The following is a 17616-nucleotide window of genomic DNA, read 5'->3' on the forward strand; positions in this document are numbered from 1 at the left end:
AAACAACAAAGAAGAATTAAAAAAATTATTCAAAAAAAACAAAATAGTAATAGATTTATTACCAACAATATTTAGAAAACACATAACGGAAATAGCAATAGAAACAAAAACGAACCTAGTAAACACTTCTTTCAGCTACCACATAGAAGAACTATCAAATCAGATAACACAAGCAAAAATAATAATTATGCCAGAAGCAGGACTAGACCCAGGAATAGACCTAATACTCGCAGGAGAAGCAAAAAAAAGATTTGACGAAATAACACACTTCGCATCAGCATGCGGGGGAGTACCAACAAAAGAAGCATGTGACAATCCTCTAAATTACAAAATAAGCTGGAACTTCGAAGGAGTACTATCAGCATACAAAAGACCAGCAAACATAATAGAACAAGGAAATATAATAAACATAGAACCAGAAGAACTATTTAATTACAGCGAAGAAATAGAAATAGAAACAATAGGAAAAATGGAAATGTACCCTAACGGTTATTCAACAAGATACGCAGAAACACTAGAATTAAACAACGTACCAAACGTAGCAAGATACACATTAAGATGGCCGGGACACTCAGACTTCTGGAAAAAAATAATACAACTAGGAATAATAGATGACGAACCAATACTAGGAATAAGCCCAAAACAATACTTAGCAAAAGTCTTAGAATCAAAATTACAATACAAAGAAAACGAAAAAGACCTAGTAGTACTAAGAAACGAAGTAAAAGGAAAAATAAAAGGAAAAGAAAAAACACTAACACAAACACTAATAGATACAAAAGACAAAACAGGACTAATGGCAATGAACAGAACCGTAGGATTCACAGCGAGCATAATCGCACAAATGATATTAAACAAAAAAATCACAAAAAAAGGATTGCTAAACCCAGCAAAAGACATACCATACCCTGAATTCATAAAAGAACTAAAAAAAAGAAAAATAAAAATAAAAGAAACACTAAAATAAAAAAATGACTTGGCTAACATACGCGATAACAGTGATGGTACTAGCAACCGCTGCTATGTTACTAGAAAAAAAATCACTACTAAGATAACACGCAATGCAATTCTCAGCGGTACTAGCAATAATAAATATGCTAATAGACCTACCTTTCCTAGTAACAGCGAACTACGCTTCTCTCAACATAAAAATAATAACAATGATGTTCTTCGCATCAATAATAGGAAGCTTAGCATACTTATTCATGGCTAAATCAGTAAGACACACAGAAATAAGCATAGCTGCACCACTACTAGCCCTATCACCAGCACTCACAGCGATAATAGGATTCATACTAATAGGAGAAAAACTAACAAACCTACAAATAATAGGAATGGCACTAATAGTAATAGGATCATACATGATAACCCTAAAAAAAGAAGACACATTCATGAAAGGAATAACAAAAGTATTCAAATACAAATACTACAGATTCATATTATTCTCAGTAATACTATATTCCTTTTCGAGCGTAGTAGACAAATACTTACTAATAACGCACAACTTAGAACCAACAACGTACGTAGCCATAATGCAAATATTCATCGCGATACACTTATTCACAATGATATCAATATTTCACGGAGGAACAAAAGACATAAAAGAAGGATTCAAAAAAGCAAAATGGCTAATACTACTAGTATCCGTATTCACCGTAGGTTACAGATTCGCACAATCAGAAGCATTCAAACTAACACAAACAGGACTCGTAATAGCAATGAAAAGAGTATCAGCACTCTTCGTAGTACTAATAGGAGGAGAAATATTCAAAGAAAAACACAAACTACAAAGAATCATAGCAACAATAATAATGATAACAGGAGTAATATTAATAATATTATAAAAAAAATTTATTCAACCAAAATAGCAGGCTTACCAGGCAAAGCCTTATCAGCTTTTTGTTCCTTAGAATCATCAGCTTTTTCAACCAAGACTTCGCATCCGAATTCATCTTTTACTAGGTTCATATTTTCTTCAATGTTTTTTAATTCTTCAACCAAAGAAATATCTTCTCTAGTTAATTTAGATTCATCTTTCAAAAATAAAGGAATAAGCTTCATAACATCCTTACTATGATTCTTCAAATCAGTACTCATAACTCGCTTAATTATTTCTTTAGAATCACGAGTCTCTTTTATGATTGATTTGTATAACTTTATGAAATCATACTTCCATTCAGATGAAACAATAACTCTTATTTTCTTAGGAGAAATACCAATTAATTTAATCACGCTCCTAATATCTTCCCTCAAATCAAGAATTAAATCATCCAAATACTCAGATTTCTCATCAATCAAGGATTCATCAAAAACAGGCCAAGACTCCACCGAAACCAAAGTTTTATTTCCAAGCCTAGACCACAACTCTTCAGCAATATGAGGCATAAAAGGAGATAATAATTTTATGTAAACTTCAAAATCTTTTTTGGAAAGACCTTTATCAAACTCTGAAAACAATTCTCTTAATTCAATAACAGCTAAGTTATATTTCATGTTCTCTATGTAACTAGTAACATTCCTAACAGTTTTATGAATCTTACTCACAACTTTAGAACTCGTACTATTTTCCCTAAAAGAATCAGAAAACCTCAACAATTTATTAACGAAACGAAAACTACCCTCAGCGCCAGTATCACTCCAAGCAATATCTTTATCAGGAGAAGCCTGACTCACAAGGAATAAACGAGCACTATCAATACCATACTTATCAGAAACAGTTTCAGGAAGAACAACGTTACCCTTAGACTTAGACATCTTCTCACCATCAGGACCAAGAAGCATACCTTGATTAAACAACCTCTTAGCAGGCTCACCAAACTTTAACAAACCAATATCCCTAAGAAACTTAGTGTAAAACCTAGAATAAATAAGATGCATACAAGCATGCTCCTTCCCACCAATATAAAAGTCGACGGGGCACCAATAATTAACATTTTCCTTACTAAAAATCTCTTTTTCATTCTTAGAATCAGTGTACCTAAGAAAGTACCAAGAACTATTAACAAAAGTATCCATGGTATCAGTTTCTAACCTGTACTTCTTACCATTAATTTCAACGAAATGAGACTTACTAGTCTCCAAAGGATTACCAATACCTTCCTTGAACGTAACATCATCAGGCAAAACAATAGGCAACAAATCCTCAGGAACAGGACAAGGATTATTATCCTCATCATAATACACAGGAATAGGAGTGCCCCAATAACGCTGACGAGAAATCAACCAATCACGCAAACGAAAATTAACCTTCTCAGAACCCACACCAAGAGATTCTAATTTCTTAGTAATCTCCTTCTTAGCAACCTCACTAGACAAACCATTAAATTCTTTACTATTAACAAGAACGCCCTCACCAGTAAAAGCCTTACCCTGCTCATTCTTACCTTTAACAACATCCTTAATAGGAATCTCGTATTTCTTAGCGAACTCAAAATCACGCTGATCATGAGCAGGAACAGCCATTACCATACCAGAACCATACTCAGCCAAAACAAAGTTACCAGCATAAACAGGAATCTCCTCACCAGTCAAAGGATGCACAGCAAAAGAACCAGTAAAAACACCCTCCTTCTCCAACTTATCCATATCTTCCTGCTTAACAGAATGAATCTTCTTCCTAAAATCATCAACAGCTTGCTTATTTTCATCAGTTACTAATTCATCAAGCTTAGAATGCTGAGCACTAACAACCATGAAAGTAACACCAAACAAAGTATCAGGCCTAGTAGTGAAAACTTTCCAATCCTCACCATTAATTTTAAAAACAATCTCAGTCCCAAAACTCTTATTAATCCAATTCAACTGAAGCTTCTTAATAGTATCAGGCCAACCAACCAAATCCTTAATGCCCTCATATAACTCATCAGAATACTCACTTATTTTCAAAAACCACTGACTAAGATGCTTAACCTCAACTTCGGTATCATCATGACGCCAACACATACCATTATGAACCTGCTCATTAGCAAGAACAGTATTACACTTAGAACACCAATTCACACCCGAAGTTTTTTTATAAACCAAGCCCCTCTTGTACATCTGCAAAAAAATCCACTGATCCCACTTAAAATAATCAGGCTTATGAGTCTCAACAATCCTAGACCAATCATAACTCAAACCAAGATTCTTCATCTGCCTAATATAATTCTTAACAGCTTCTTCCGTGAACTTCCTAGGATGAACACCAGCCTTAATAGAAGCATTCTCAGTAGGCAAACCAAGAGAATCAAAACCCATAGGATACAAAACATTAAAACCAGTCATACGCTTAAACCTAGCAAAAATATCACCAATCGTATAATTCAACGCGTGACCCATATGTAAGCCAGAAGCACTAGGATATGGAAACATCTCCAAAACATAAAACTTCTCTTTACTTTTATCCTCAGAGACTTTAAAAATACCTTTCTCATCCCAAACTTTTTGCCACTTCTTCTCAATGCTCGCAAAATCAACCATGATGACACCTTTCAAACAAAACGAATAAACAAAAATATATAAAACTTTACCCAAAAAAACAAAAAACTACAAATCCTTAACATCATATAATTCAATAGCATTAGTAACTTTCTTTTCATACTCTTTTTTATTCCTTAACAAAAGAACCTTATCACTATTCTTTAAAACTCCAATAAATTTTAATCTTTTCAACAAAGTCTTAGCACTAACAACATGCTTCTTACCCATAACCAAAGACTCAACACTCCAAGACAACACTAACAAAGAACTAACCAAATCATTATTTGTTACAGCAATAACTTTTTTACCAACACGATACCTAGAAATCATACTAGCAGTATAACCAGAACTAGTAAGACACACAATTTTACTAATATCAAGAGAAAAAAGAAGAGAACTAGCAGCACCAATCAAACTCTCACTATCATTCTTCACTTCAAACACTTTAGGCAAAACATGATTATCAGCCTCCTTCAAAACAGAAGACAACTCCTTAATTACAAGAATAGGATGCTTACCAACAGCAGTCTCACCACTAAGCATCACAGCATCAGCGCCATCCATCACAGCATTAGCAACATCACTCACCTCAGCCCTAGTAGGCTCAACAGAATAAACCATTGATTCAAACATCTGAGTAGCAACAATACAAGACTTACCAAACTCATTACACAAATCAACAATATTTTTCTGAACAAAAGGAACATTCTCCTTACCAATTTCAACAGCCAAATCACCCCTGGCAATCATAACCGCGTCACTAACCATAACTATTTCTTTTATATTCTTTAATCCTTCATTATTCTCAATCTTACTAACAATTAAAGAATCAGTCAATTTTCTTAACCTAAGAACATCCTCTTTGTTTCTAACAAAACTCAACGCAACAAAATCCACCTTGTTTTTCTTCGCGAACTTAATAACATCTAAGTCTTTACCAGAAAGATTAGGAACCTTAAGTCTACGATTAGGAACATTAACACCCTTATTCTCCAATACAACAGCATCATCCTGAAACTCCAATAACACACAATCTTTAGATTTTTCTTTTACCTTCGACTTAATCAAACCATTATCAAAAAAAACCAAATCATTCTTTCTTAAACTATCAATAATATCATAATTAAAATAAGGAAATTTCTTCCTAAAAATTTTAACCAATTCCATTTTTTTAACTTTCAAAGGTTCCTTTAAACAAATACGAAGATCAGGACCTTTAAGATCAAGCATAACAGGAACACTTACCTTTTTTGCAAAATCAACAAATCTTTGATACTGAGAAAAATCACCATGCGCAGTATTAACCCTAAAAACAGACACACCAGCTTTTTTTAACCCAGAAATAACTTTAAGATTATTAGTACTAGGACCAAGAGTGCAAACAATTTTAGTTTTTACCATTTTAAAAAAAATCACCAAGACCTTTCTGAGCATTAACCTTTTTATATTCTTCCAATTTTAACAAAGTACTATTAACTCTTTCCTCAGAAAAATCATGCTCATCAACCAATATTTTCTTAATCTCATCAACATCAGGATTCTTAAAATCCAAAACATAATCATCAGTAACAGGCATATTTTTAATCAAATCAAAAATATTCCTCCAAGAAAAATCAAAATGCTCAGACCACTTAGCTTCTTCAAACAACACATCAAAATCATCACCGTGCTTTTCAATCAATTTCAAAGCCTTCTTAGGACCAATACCTTTAACACCACCATAATTATAATCAGTACCAACCAATATAGACAGAACAATCAACTGATCCTGAGACATACCCAAAAATTCTAAGTTTTCTTTTAACACAATTAATTCAGGCTCAGAAGCTTTATGATGAAGCTGACCAGGCATCTTCCTCCTAGCAGTAATACTAAGATTCCTAACCATCCTAGGAGCCTCATTCAACAAACAATCAGCATCCTGAGACAAAACAGCGAAAGCATCACCCTTCTTAACCAAATAAGCAGCCTGAGCCTCACCCTCACTAGGAGCATCAATAACAGGCATACCCATAGCACTAATCAAACGCTTAGCTTCAACAACCATATCTTCTGATAAAAAAACTGAACGAGCAGCAAACTTCTTCATATTCTCAACATCACCCTGATCCTTAGCTTGCTCATACAAATCCTTAGCTTCCTCCTTCAACTTATATCTACGCTCACGCTCCTTCTTCTTTAATTCAGGAGCCTCACCATCAAAAACAAAAACAAACTTAACACCTTTCTCCATCAAATTACTAAACCTAGAAAACAAACCAGTCAAATGACTCGTAATCCTACCCTTAGAATCCATAAGAGGAGAACCATCAGGACCACGAATAGTAGTCACGAACATATACAAAACATTAAAAGCATCAACCGCTAAAACCTTACCCTTAAGAGAATCAACCTTCAATTCATGACTTTTTAACAATTCAGTTATCGCAACACCCATAAAACAATCACAAAGAACAAAAAAAGAAAACATCTTTTAATACTTTTTGGATAAAACAAAAACAAAAACTAACGAGAAACACCCAACGCGATTTCATTAACAACCTTCACATAAGTATCACTATGATTATACGCACGAACAGCGCGCCAATTACGACTACCCTTACTTAGAGATTCACCATTCTTAGAAGAATCCCAATCATGAAGCTTCAAATAATTAGAAACAGAAGGAATAATACCCTCAACAGAAAACAAATCATCAATACTAGAAATCCTAGAATAATTATAAACAGAAGAAGGAATCCACTGACCAACACCAATAGCACCAGCAAAAGAACCTGAAACACCAGTTAAATCTTCTTCAAATTTTTTACTCAACCTTAAAACATAATCAGCTTCACGAACAGCAAAAGATTTCCTATTCGTTGTAACATATTGAGTAACCAAACTATTAACCAAATTATGCGTTCCCAAATTATTAACATCACCAAACCTAGTTTCAATCCCTAAAATACCAACAACGAACCTATAATCAACACCATCTTCATCTTCAACTTTCTTTAACACATCTAAGTACTTATCAGCAAAACCCTGAGCGTTACTAACAAACCAATCCAAACCAATACGCTTACCAAACTCCTCAAAAGAAACCTCACCAGAATCAGCAGATTTCAACAAATTACGCCTAAAAAAAAGAGTAACATCATCATCAATCCTCGCATTTCTTAACAAAGACTTAACCTCGCGCTCAGAAAAACCTCTATTAATCAAATCATTCTTAAAAGAAACCAAACCAGAAACAGCCAAACTATCATAATTATCAACCCAAAAAGATTTAGTATAATCATAATCAAACAAAAAATTCAAAGTATCACATTTTTGCTCCGAAACCAAAGGAAAATCAACACCACCAATAAACTCGTCACCGAAATTCACAGAATCATCATTATGAACAACAGGAACAAGCGATAAAAGGCTAGTCAAAACAATTTTCTTAATCATAAAAAAAAGAAACACACAAAACTATTTTAATATTACTAAAAAAATATTAAGTTTAGAAGAGTTTATATACAAAGAAGAACAACAACAAAACATGAAAATAAAATTCTACGGAAACAGAGGATGGATAACACAAACAGACGAACACAGCTGTTTCTCAATATACACCAAAAGAACAAAAATATTATTCGACGCAGGATCACCAAAAATACTAATCCCTGAAAACATTAACTTAGACGCAATCATATTATCACACGTACACCTAGACCACATAAAGAATTTATACAACTTATTAGCATACATGAACGTTAACGGAAGAAAAAAATCACTCAAAATATACGCGCCAATAAACCTAAAAGGAAAAATATCAGAAGAAATCATACCAAACGCTGACGACTTCAGAAAGTTCTCATACGAATTCATAACAATCCCACCAACAAAAATAGGCGACTTCAAATTCGACTTCTTCATATCAACACAAAAAACAAAACCAGTAGTTAAAGTATACTCAATAAAAATAAAAACAGAATCAAAATCAATAACATACATAACAGACGTATCACTAACAAACGAACTAATAGAATTCTGCAAAGAATCAGAAATAATAATATGTGACGCATCATCAAGACTAGAACAAAAATTTGGTCACTTCAGCCCGGAATCCGTTTCAAAAATAGCCCTAACAACCAACCCAAAAAAAATAATACTAACTCACTTCGACGAATTAACACCAGAAGAATTCTCAAAAAAAGTAAACTACAAAAACACGATATGCGCAACACCACTCCTAGAACTAGACATATAAAAAAAAATTAATCCTTAATTCTAGTCATTAAAAAAATAGCCATACTACCCAAAACAATAATACTTACTAAAGCTTTCACAACATCATCAAAAATAATAAAAGAACACAACAAAACAACAAAATGGTTTTATCAACACTTTTTTAAACAAGCCAAGACTACTTATGAAAATGACTGAACAAGAAACATGGAATCTGAAAGACTTATTTAAAGGAAAAACAGAAGAAGAAATATTTAACAAATCCTTGAATTTAAAGCAACAAATAATACAAAAAAAACCTGATTTAGAAAAAGAACCAACACCTGAATTAATATTAGACATAATAAAACTAAATGAAGAACTCGAACTTGAATTATCAAGAATACTATCTTACTATTCTCTTAGAATGCACACAAACGTAAAAGATGAAGAAGCAAAAGCTAAATTAGATTATTACAAACAAGCAGCATCAGATATAGATAATGAAACAATGTTCTTCGATTTATGGTTTATACAATTAGAAGAACAACAAATAAAGGAATACATAAATAATCCTTTACTAGAAAAATATTCACAACACTTAAAGAATTTAATAAAAGTAAAACCCTACACGAAAACAGAAGAAATAGAACAAATACTAAACATAAAAAACATAACAGGAAGACACGCATTCTCAAACTTATTCGATGTATTAACATCATCATTCAAATTCGAAATTCAAGGACAAGAATTAACACAAGAAGAATTAGTATCAAAATTCTCAGATCCAAATCCTAAAATAAGAGAAGAAGCATACACTGCGTTATTAAATATTTACAAAAAAAACAGCACAACAATATCAGAGATATACAAAAACATAGTTTTGGATTGGAATAATGAAAATCAAAAAATAAGAAAATACGAAAACGCAATAGCTCCAAGAAACACATCTAACGGTTTAACAAACGAAGTAGTACAAACAATGATTAAAGTAATAAGAGAAAACGTAGAATTAATACAAGAATTCTTCAAATTAAAAAAAGAATACTTAGAAAAAAAAGATCAACATCACGCATATTCAAGAATGCACATATACGCACCATACAATTTAACAAAAGAATACGCGTATGAAGAAAGCAAAAAAATATGCTTAGAAACATACAAAGAATTCGACGCAGAATTTTATGAACATGCAAAAAAGATTTTTGATGAAAAACATGTACACTCACATCCTAAAAAAAATAAAAGAAGCGGAGCATTTTGCTACGGACCTAACAATGAAACGACACCCTACGTATTATTGAATCACACAAATAAAATAAAAGATTTATTCACTATGATGCACGAATTAGGACATGGAATACATGACATATACGCGTCTAATAACACAAACATATTATATGACGCGGTACTACCTCTAGCAGAAACAGCATCAATACTAGGAGAAACAATATTATCGAAAAAATTATTACAAACAAATAATAAAGAAGAAAAAATATCCTTAATAATGTATTTAATGGAACACTACTACGCGACGATAATAAGACAAAATTATTTCATAATATTTGAAGAAGAAGCACATAAAAGAATAATGGATGGAGTAACAAAAACAGAACTAGATAATTATTATTACGATCTTTTAAAAGAACAATTTGGTGATATGGAAATACCAGAACTATTCAAACACGAATGGAATTATTTACCGCACATTCACCACGCACCATTCTACTGTTACGCATATAGTTGGGGTAACTTACTAGTTTTAGCATTATACGCAGAATACGAAAAAAATTCAGAATTCAAAGAAAAAATAAAAGACATACTGAAAGCAGGAGGATCTAAAGACACACTAAAAATACTAGAAGAAGCAAACATAGATCCGACAAAAAAAGAATTCTGGGAATCAGGATTCAAAATAATTAAAGAACAATTAGAAGAATTCAAAGAATTAACAAAAAATTAAACATTCAAACTTCTAAGTGTATCAAGATTAACATCATCAATACTTTTCTCTAACTCAAAAAAAGTCAAAACCATTAAACTAATAGAGCCTAACAAAGAACAATAAGAAAAATACAAAGAAAACTCATCATTATTCTTAAAAGACAAACCTAAATCATTAACAGCCTTAAAAAAATTATCAGAACCAAAACTCAAACGCATAATGTTCCTATTAACAGAACAAACATTCTTAAAATAAGAATCCAAATCAGAACAATTAATACTATTTAACAAAGACCTGACGCGTTGAATCTCAACACCCCAAGAATTCATAAAAAACTCAAAAGACTCAACACTGATATTATCTAAAAATTCAATTTCTGCCTTAAATCGCTTAATACTAGCACGAAAAAAATCAATAAAAACACCAACGACCCTCATTAAACGCTCAACATTACCTAAAAAAACAGAATCATTAGAAATAGTACTCAACCAAGAAAAAGACTCAAACAAAAAATCATTACTCTTACTCAAACCCTTACTAACAGACTCTAAAAAAGGCCTTTCATTCTTAACAGCTCTTCTCAACAACCTAATACCTTCATCATTACTCAAATCACGCTGAAGAAGATTAACGCCGAGAATCATATCCTTAGAAATAATACTTCTAATATCTAAAGCACGAAACAAATGCTGTCTGAACTCATTAACCATAATAATCTTAGATTCAACACCTAATTTTTCTTCATTATCCATACAAAAACAGGCAAAACAACTCTTTTATAAATTTATCTTATTAAGAATTAACATAAAAAGATTTAAACACATAAAATATTCTAAACAAAATAATGAAAGGAATAAAAACAAAATTAGAAAACGCTGAAAAAACAAAGAAAAAATTATCAGAACTAAAAGTAATAAACACAGAATACAAAATAAAAAAAGACGACACACACATATATTTTCCAATAAAAAAAGAACCAAAACAACCAAACTTTGAAGTGATAGAAACAAATTTTGAAAAAAATATACAAAAAGAAAAAGACTTAAAAAAAATATTAATAGAAAAATTAAGTTCACAAGAATTAGAAAAACTAAAAACTTCTTTCGACACAATAGGTGAAATAGCCATATTAGAAATAGACGAAGAATTAAGACAAAAAGAAAAAATAATAGCAGAAGCTCTTCTAAAAAGCCATAAAAACATCAAAACAGTGCTAAGAAAAGACGATAAACACGACGGAGAATTCAGAACACAAAGAATGAAGTGGCTAACAGGAAAAAACACAAAAGAAGCCACACACAAAGAAAATAACATAACACTAAAACTAAATGTTGAAACAGTTTATTTTTCACCTCGTCTATCTACCGAAAGAAAAAGAATCGCTGAACTAGTAAAAAAAGACGAAGAAATACTAGTGATGTTCTCAGGATGCGCACCATACCCTTGTGTACTAGCAAAAAACACAGAAGCAAAACACATAACAGGAATAGAACTAAACCCGGAAGGACACAAATATGGAATAAAAAACTTAGAAATAAACAAGATAAAAAACGTTACTTTAATCAATGGAGACGTAAAAACCCAAACAACACAAATCTATAAAAACATAATAGGACTAAAATCAAACATTCAAGATTTACAAACAAGACTAATACACGAACCAAAAATCATGGAACTACACTTATTCAAAGAAGACTTACATGAAAACAAAGAAACATTAGAAAAAACAATACAAGACCTAAAACAACAAAACCTAGAAGTTTTCATACACATGCCATTCCCAATAAACGGAGAAAAAATCCTAGGAGAACAAAACTCAGAAAAAGCAATACAAGAACTAACAATTCTAGGAGAAATATGCAAAAAACACAACACAAAAGCAATAATACACATAACAGAAGGAAAACCACTAATAAAAGATGAACAAATAATAAATAATATAACAAGACTAAGAAATTACTACAACTATTTTTATTTTGAGAACTTAACAGCTCATTTTAACACAACAGAGGAAATAATAAGAATAGGAAAAAAAGCAGGAATAAAAAACACTTGCATAGACATAGCTCATTTGTATAAAACTTACAAGAACAACGAAGAAATCATCAAACACATAAAAGAAATGCAAAAACACTACAACACCTATTTCCACTTATCAGACTCAGACGGAGAAAAAGACGCATTAAGCATAGGAACAGGAAACATAAACATAAATAACATATTACCTCTAGTAAATAAAGGAATAACAGAAGTAAAAAGCAAAAAAGAAGAAGATCCAAAAGAAATGATCGCGAGCTACAAAGAAATAATATCTAAAAAAAGAACATTCGACAGAATCATAATGCCACTACCAAAAAACGCGGAAGACTTCCTAGAAGATGCCCTAAACGTATCAAAAAAAGGAACCATAATACACTTTTACAACTTCTTACACGAAACAGAATTCGAAGAAGCAGAACATAAAGTCAAAGAAGCCTGCACGAAAAAAGGATTCAAATACAAAAAAATAAAACTAATAAAAGCAGGACAACAATCACCTAGAACATACAGAATATGCCTAGATTTCCAAGTACAATAAAAATAATTAATAATATTTATATAAAAAACAAACAATCCTAAAACATAATGGCTGAAATAAAAATCACATACGAAACACTCTTCGACTTACTCAGACGAGAAAAAGGCAGAAACGAATTACAAGAATTAGAAAACACGTTCTACGAAGACGTAACTAATTACATAACAGAAAAAAATAAAGCACTAAACACAATAACTTCTAGAGGAGAAAAAGAAAAAATAAACATACAACTAAAAAACATTAAAAAAATACTCAAAGAACTATACGAACTAAGAGAAAAAAAAATAATAAACCTAGCAACAAGCAAAGTAAGAACCAGCTCTAACCTAATAGATACAAGCAAATTACTAGAAAAAGAAAAAGAACTATATGAAGAAGCATGCACTCTATTATCCAAATACAAACAAGATATTCTAGAAAAAATAACACAAACACAAGAACAAGAATACACACACGAAGAAACAAAAAAACCAGAGCCATCAACACAAGAAAAAAAACCAGAAAAAATCAAAATCAAAATAATACACGACTTACCAAGATTCCTAGGAATAGACAAAGAAATCTACGGACCATACACAAAAGGACAAGAAATAGAAATAACACAAGAAACAGCACAACTCCTACTAGACAAAAAAAGAGCAGAAAAAATCTGATTACTCCTCATCATCTTCAAAAAAAGAACTTAAATCCTTACTGTTAATCTTCGCTTTATAACTAATCTCTGCCATAACAAAACATTCACACAACCCTTTATAAAAACTATTGTTCTAGAAAAACACCAACAAAAAAATAACCATTAAAAAATAATAAAGAAAAAAAAGAAAAAACTACGCTCAAAACAAAAAAAAGAAACAAATCTTATTTCTTTTTCTTAGCTGGAGCTTTTTTAGCTGGCTTTTTAGCTGGAGCCTTCTTTGCTACTTTCTTTTTTGCTGCCATAGTATAAACACCTCGTAAAACATTTGCGCTTTATTTATTTATATACTTTTTGTTTTTTAAAACCTAAAAAACAAACAAAAACAAAAAAGAACAAACCAAACAACTCCTAATACCAAAAAAAATCAAGAACCAGGATTACAAAGCATATACTGCTTAACCAAGCTACTAAACGCAGAACTCAAAGCAAACTCCTCTCTTTTTCTCCTAAAAAAACCATAACTCTTAGGACTAAAAATTTTACCAACTTTAAAACTAATCTCGCCAATCTTATAATAATCACTATTATTAACAGCGATACTCAAAGAATCCTCAAACTTCTCCTTTAAATAATCACCAACACCAAAATTAATATTAGCATGATAAGGATGCCTACTAACCAAATCCTCAAAACCAAAAAAAACATCATCCAAAGATTTCAAAACAACATAATCAACACCAGAATCAGAAGACAAAAAATCCATATTAGAAACCAAAGTCCTCTCAATATGATCATAATCTCTCTTCCCCAAAGATTTTCCAAACATAAATAAAAGATAACAAAACAACAATTAATATTTAACTAAAAAAAAATCGAAACAAACACGGAAAAAACCGAAAAAACTTGAAGGAACCATCTAAAAAAAAATCAATAAGATTTATAAATCAAAACCAATTCCTGAGAATCTAACCCGTAAGCGACTACTTATAGTAGGAGGGAAAAAAACATGAAAAAAGAATCATTAATAAATGCAATAACCGAACTGCGAAAATCAGAAAACAAAAAGAAATTCGCACAATCATTCGACCTAATAATAAACTTAAAAGATTTAAATCTTAAAAACCCAGAAGAACAAGTCGATTTCTTCACATCATTAAAATATTCAACTTCTAAAATAAAAGTCGCAGCACTAGTAGGACAAGAACTAAGCGACTCAGCAAAAATATGCGACAAAGTAATAAAACAAACAGAATTTGACAATTACAAAGACAAAAAAACAGCAAAAAAATTAGCAACAGAATATGACTTCTTCATAGCACAAGCAGACATAATGCCAAAAGTAGCACAAGCATTCGGAAGAGTACTAGGAACAAGAGGAAAAATGCCAAACCCAAAACTAGGAAGTATATTACCAGGAAAAGCACCAGTAGAACCACTATACAAAAAATTACAAAGCACAGTAAGACTAACAGCAAAAAAAACACCGGTGATACAAGTAAAAATAGGCAATGAAAATATGAAAGACGAAGAAATAATAGAAAACGCACTAATAATATATGACCAAATAATACATCATTTACCAAAAGAAAGATCAAACATAAAAAACGCGATGCTCAAACTAACAATGAGCAAACCAATAAAAATAGACATATAGGTTGATTAATAATGACTCAAAAAATTCAAGCACACGTCTCAGAAATAAAAAAACAAGTAGTACAAGAATTCGTACAACTAATAAAAGAACACCCAGTAATAGCAATAGTAGACGTAGAAAACTTACCAGCTAAACAATTAATGGACATGAGATCATCCCTAAGAGGAAAAGCTCATCTAAGAATGACCAAACACAGATTAATGAACTTAGCACTAGAACAATCAGGAAAAAAAGGAATAGAACAACTAGCAGAACACTTCAGAGGAATGCCAGCAATGTTATTCTCAAAAGACAATCCTTTTACATTATTCAAAATACTAAAAAAAAGTAAATCCGCAGCACCAATAAAAGCAGGACAAATAACTCCTAAAGACGTACTAGTAAAAGCAGGAGGAACAAACTTCGCACCAGGACCAATAATAGGAGAATTAGGAGCTTTTGGAATAAAAGCAGGAATAGAAGGCGGAAAAGTAGCAATCAAAGAAGATAAAATCGTAGCAAAAGAAGGAGATATAATAAACGCTAAACTAGCAGGAATACTTCAAAGACTAGAAATATACCCTATGGAGATAGGACTAAATTTAACAGCGGCATACGAAAACGGACAAATACTAACAAAATCAATACTAGACATAGACGAAGACGCATTCCTAGAATCAATAAAACAAGCATACACAGACGCATTCAAACTAACACTAGGACTAAGAATACCAACAAAAGAAAATATAAACATGCTTATACAAAACGCACACAAAGATGCATCAGCATTAGCAATAGAACAAATGATAATGACTTCAGAGAACAAGGAACAAATACTTGCAAAAGCTGAAGCTCAAGCAACGAGTTTAAAAAATAAAACAGAAACACAATAAACTCAAAAGAATGGAGGAATAAAAAAATGGAATACATATACAGCGCAATGTTACTACACAAAGCAGGACAAAAGATCGATGAAGCTTCTTTAAAAAAAGTACTAGAAGCAGCAGGCGTAAAAGCTGAAGAAGGAAGAATAAAATCCTTAGTAGCAGCACTAGACGGCGTAGACATAGAAGAAGCAATCAAATCAGCAGTTCTAACCAGCGCAGCAGCTCCAGTAGCAGCAACCGAAACAGCGGCTCCAGAAGCAAAAAAAGAAGAAAAGAAAGAAGAACCTAAAGAAGAAGAAGCAGCTGCAGGATTAGGCGCACTATTCGGATAAAAACTTTTTTTAATTTTTTTTTAAACCTTTTTTTTAATAATAAATTAGTGAACAATCATGACTGAGAACAAGGAAACAAAAGAAGTAGTCGAGAAGATGAAACAAACCGGAGATGAAGTAACACTTCTCAAAGAAAAATTAACATATCTCAACACAGAAAAAGAGCAATGGTTCTCAAAGAAATCAGAATTCTCAGATTTAATAAAGAAAAATATTAACGACATAAAAGAACTAAAAAATAAAAGAAACGAATTAACAACAAAAGTCAAAATACTAAAAAAAGAAAGAGATGAACTGAACAAAGAAATATCTGACAACGTAAAAGTCATAGTAAAAGAAAAAAAAGACGTGCAACCCTTACCAGAGATAAAAGGTAAAAAAATAATACCTGGCAAAATAAAAAAAGAAATAGAAGACCTAGAATTCAAATTACAAACAGAACCAATGGGATTCGAAAAAGAACAAAGACTAAGAAAACAAATAAAGAATCAACAAAAAATATTAAACGAATTCGAAGGCCAATTTAAAGCAACAAAAGAATTAAGAGAAGTATCAAACAAAACATCATCACTCAAAAAAAGAGCTAACAAAATACACAAAGAAATACAAGACGTAGCACAAGAAAGTCAAAACATTCACGAAGAACTAATCAAAAAATCAAAAGAAATAGACGAACTAAAAATAAAAGAAGAAGAAGCATACAAAAAATTCCTAGACTTAAAAGAAGAATTCAACAAAATAAACCAAGAATTACAAGACAAACACAAAGTATTCTACGAAAACAAACAAAAAAATAAAGAAGCAAAAGTAGCAGTAGCAAAGAAAAAAGCAAAAGAAGAAGAAAAAACACTAAAACAAAAAGCAAAAGAAGTAGAAGAAAAAATATCAAAAAGAAAAAAACTCACAACTGAAGACTTACTAATCATTCAACGCGGCGGATGAATTTTTT

The 17616-nt window shown here is 31.5% G+C and carries 16 protein-coding genes; 10 read left to right on the forward strand and 6 right to left on the reverse strand.

Annotated elements, in window-relative coordinates:
* Together KO361_06055 and KO361_06060 are read left to right on the forward strand one after the other, a co-directional pair.
* The coding region (locus KO361_06055) for a saccharopine dehydrogenase NADP-binding domain-containing protein (protein MCC7575127.1) at positions 1 to 967 on the forward strand (967 nt) is incomplete at its 5' end.
* A gap of 94 nt (positions 968 to 1061) precedes the next feature.
* Complete coding sequence (locus KO361_06060; GenBank protein ID MCC7575128.1) at positions 1062 to 1844, forward strand: DMT family transporter; 783 nt, start codon at positions 1062 to 1064, stop codon at positions 1842 to 1844.
* Positions 1845 to 1851: 7 nt separating this feature from the next.
* On the opposite strand, the gene leuS is transcribed toward KO361_06060, so the two are convergent.
* The 4 genes from leuS to KO361_06080 form a co-directional block, all read right to left on the reverse strand.
* Complete coding sequence (gene leuS / locus KO361_06065) at positions 1852 to 4458, reverse strand: leucine--tRNA ligase (protein ID MCC7575129.1); 2607 nt, start codon at positions 4456 to 4458, stop codon at positions 1852 to 1854.
* Between the two features lie 66 nt (positions 4459 to 4524).
* On the reverse strand, positions 4525 to 5859 hold the full coding sequence (gene pyk, locus KO361_06070) for a pyruvate kinase (protein ID MCC7575130.1): 1335 nt from the start codon (positions 5857 to 5859) through the stop codon (positions 4525 to 4527).
* Between the two features lies 1 nt (position 5860).
* On the reverse strand, positions 5861 to 6895 hold the full coding sequence (fen, locus tag KO361_06075) for a flap endonuclease-1 (GenBank protein MCC7575131.1): 1035 nt from the start codon (positions 6893 to 6895) through the stop codon (positions 5861 to 5863).
* 68 nt (positions 6896 to 6963) lie between these two features.
* Positions 6964 to 7896 (reverse strand): lytic murein transglycosylase, encoded by a 933-nt coding sequence (locus tag KO361_06080; protein ID MCC7575132.1) that lies wholly within the window; start codon positions 7894 to 7896, stop codon positions 6964 to 6966.
* 91 nt (positions 7897 to 7987) lie between these two features.
* Between KO361_06080 and KO361_06085 the strand changes: the two genes are divergently transcribed.
* Together KO361_06085 and KO361_06090 are read left to right on the forward strand one after the other, a co-directional pair.
* The gene (locus tag KO361_06085) at positions 7988 to 8698 is read left to right on the forward strand and encodes an MBL fold metallo-hydrolase (GenBank protein MCC7575133.1); all 711 of its coding nucleotides are present in this window, start codon (positions 7988 to 7990) and stop codon (positions 8696 to 8698) included.
* A 168-nt stretch (positions 8699 to 8866) separates the two neighbouring features.
* Positions 8867 to 10618, forward strand: a complete 1752-nt coding sequence (locus KO361_06090) for a hypothetical protein (protein MCC7575134.1) — start codon at positions 8867 to 8869, stop codon at positions 10616 to 10618.
* On the opposite strand, the gene KO361_06095 is transcribed toward KO361_06090, so the two are convergent.
* On the reverse strand, positions 10615 to 11352 hold the full coding sequence (locus KO361_06095; protein MCC7575135.1) for a hypothetical protein: 738 nt from the start codon (positions 11350 to 11352) through the stop codon (positions 10615 to 10617). The two genes, KO361_06090 and KO361_06095, sit on opposite strands and share 4 nt — an antisense overlap.
* A gap of 92 nt (positions 11353 to 11444) precedes the next feature.
* On the opposite strand from KO361_06095, the gene KO361_06100 reads away from it, so the two are divergent.
* Both KO361_06100 and KO361_06105 read left to right on the forward strand, forming a co-directional pair.
* A complete protein-coding gene (locus KO361_06100) occupies positions 11445 to 13178 on the forward strand; it encodes a hypothetical protein (GenBank protein ID MCC7575136.1) in 1734 nt (577 codons plus the stop codon).
* Positions 13179 to 13225: 47 nt separating this feature from the next.
* Entirely contained in the window at positions 13226 to 13831 is a 606-nt protein-coding gene (locus tag KO361_06105; protein MCC7575137.1) for a hypothetical protein, read from the forward strand.
* Positions 13832 to 14239: 408 nt separating this feature from the next.
* Here KO361_06105 and KO361_06110 read toward each other — a convergent pair whose 3' ends face one another.
* Positions 14240 to 14641 (reverse strand): hypothetical protein, encoded by a 402-nt coding sequence (locus KO361_06110; GenBank protein MCC7575138.1) that lies wholly within the window; start codon positions 14639 to 14641, stop codon positions 14240 to 14242.
* Between the two features lie 180 nt (positions 14642 to 14821).
* Here KO361_06110 and rpl1P point away from each other — a divergent pair, with 180 nt between their 5' ends.
* From rpl1P to KO361_06130, 4 genes are read left to right on the forward strand one after another with little or no spacing between them, the layout of a single operon-like run.
* Positions 14822 to 15469: a 50S ribosomal protein L1 gene (rpl1P, locus tag KO361_06115; protein MCC7575139.1), complete on the forward strand. Its 648-nt coding sequence runs from the start codon at positions 14822 to 14824 to the stop codon at positions 15467 to 15469.
* Between the two features lie 11 nt (positions 15470 to 15480).
* Positions 15481 to 16341, forward strand: coding sequence for a 50S ribosomal protein L10 (locus KO361_06120; protein MCC7575140.1), 861 nt, complete (start codon positions 15481 to 15483; stop codon positions 16339 to 16341).
* 26 nt (positions 16342 to 16367) lie between these two features.
* Positions 16368 to 16667 carry a 50S ribosomal protein P1 gene (gene rpl12p, locus KO361_06125; protein MCC7575141.1) on the forward strand — a complete coding sequence of 100 codons (300 nt, stop codon included), beginning with the start codon at positions 16368 to 16370 and terminating at the stop codon, positions 16665 to 16667.
* Positions 16668 to 16724: 57 nt separating this feature from the next.
* Complete coding sequence (locus KO361_06130; GenBank protein MCC7575142.1) at positions 16725 to 17609, forward strand: hypothetical protein; 885 nt, start codon at positions 16725 to 16727, stop codon at positions 17607 to 17609.
* Positions 17610 to 17616 lie beyond the last annotated feature (7 nt).

It is taken from the genome of Candidatus Woesearchaeota archaeon, assembly GCA_020854775.1.
Classification (GTDB): domain Archaea; phylum Nanobdellota; class Nanobdellia; order Woesearchaeales; family 21-14-0-10-32-9; genus 21-14-0-10-32-9.

What these genes read in the sequence shown, in the direction of transcription:
- KO361_06095 (MCC7575135.1), bottom strand. Translation starts at nt 11,352, where the DNA reads ATGGATAATGAAGAAAAATTAGGTGTTGAATCTAAGATTATTATGGTT.
- KO361_06110 (MCC7575138.1), bottom strand. Translation starts at nt 14,641, where the DNA reads ATGTTTGGAAAATCTTTGGGGAAGAGAGATTATGATCATATTGAGAGG.
- KO361_06105 (MCC7575137.1), top strand. Translation starts at nt 13,226, where the DNA reads ATGGCTGAAATAAAAATCACATACGAAACACTCTTCGACTTACTCAGA.
- KO361_06080 (MCC7575132.1), bottom strand. Translation starts at nt 7,896, where the DNA reads ATGATTAAGAAAATTGTTTTGACTAGCCTTTTATCGCTTGTTCCTGTT.
- KO361_06060 (MCC7575128.1), top strand. Translation starts at nt 1,062, where the DNA reads ATGCAATTCTCAGCGGTACTAGCAATAATAAATATGCTAATAGACCTA.
- KO361_06090 (MCC7575134.1), top strand. Translation starts at nt 8,867, where the DNA reads ATGACTGAACAAGAAACATGGAATCTGAAAGACTTATTTAAAGGAAAA.
- KO361_06120 (MCC7575140.1), top strand. Translation starts at nt 15,481, where the DNA reads ATGACTCAAAAAATTCAAGCACACGTCTCAGAAATAAAAAAACAAGTA.
- KO361_06085 (MCC7575133.1), top strand. Translation starts at nt 7,988, where the DNA reads ATGAAAATAAAATTCTACGGAAACAGAGGATGGATAACACAAACAGAC.
- pyk (MCC7575130.1), bottom strand. Translation starts at nt 5,859, where the DNA reads ATGGTAAAAACTAAAATTGTTTGCACTCTTGGTCCTAGTACTAATAAT.
- KO361_06100 (MCC7575136.1), top strand. Translation starts at nt 11,445, where the DNA reads ATGAAAGGAATAAAAACAAAATTAGAAAACGCTGAAAAAACAAAGAAA.
- KO361_06130 (MCC7575142.1), top strand. Translation starts at nt 16,725, where the DNA reads ATGACTGAGAACAAGGAAACAAAAGAAGTAGTCGAGAAGATGAAACAA.
- fen (MCC7575131.1), bottom strand. Translation starts at nt 6,895, where the DNA reads ATGGGTGTTGCGATAACTGAATTGTTAAAAAGTCATGAATTGAAGGTT.
- rpl12p (MCC7575141.1), top strand. Translation starts at nt 16,368, where the DNA reads ATGGAATACATATACAGCGCAATGTTACTACACAAAGCAGGACAAAAG.
- leuS (MCC7575129.1), bottom strand. Translation starts at nt 4,458, where the DNA reads ATGGTTGATTTTGCGAGCATTGAGAAGAAGTGGCAAAAAGTTTGGGAT.
- rpl1P (MCC7575139.1), top strand. Translation starts at nt 14,822, where the DNA reads ATGAAAAAAGAATCATTAATAAATGCAATAACCGAACTGCGAAAATCA.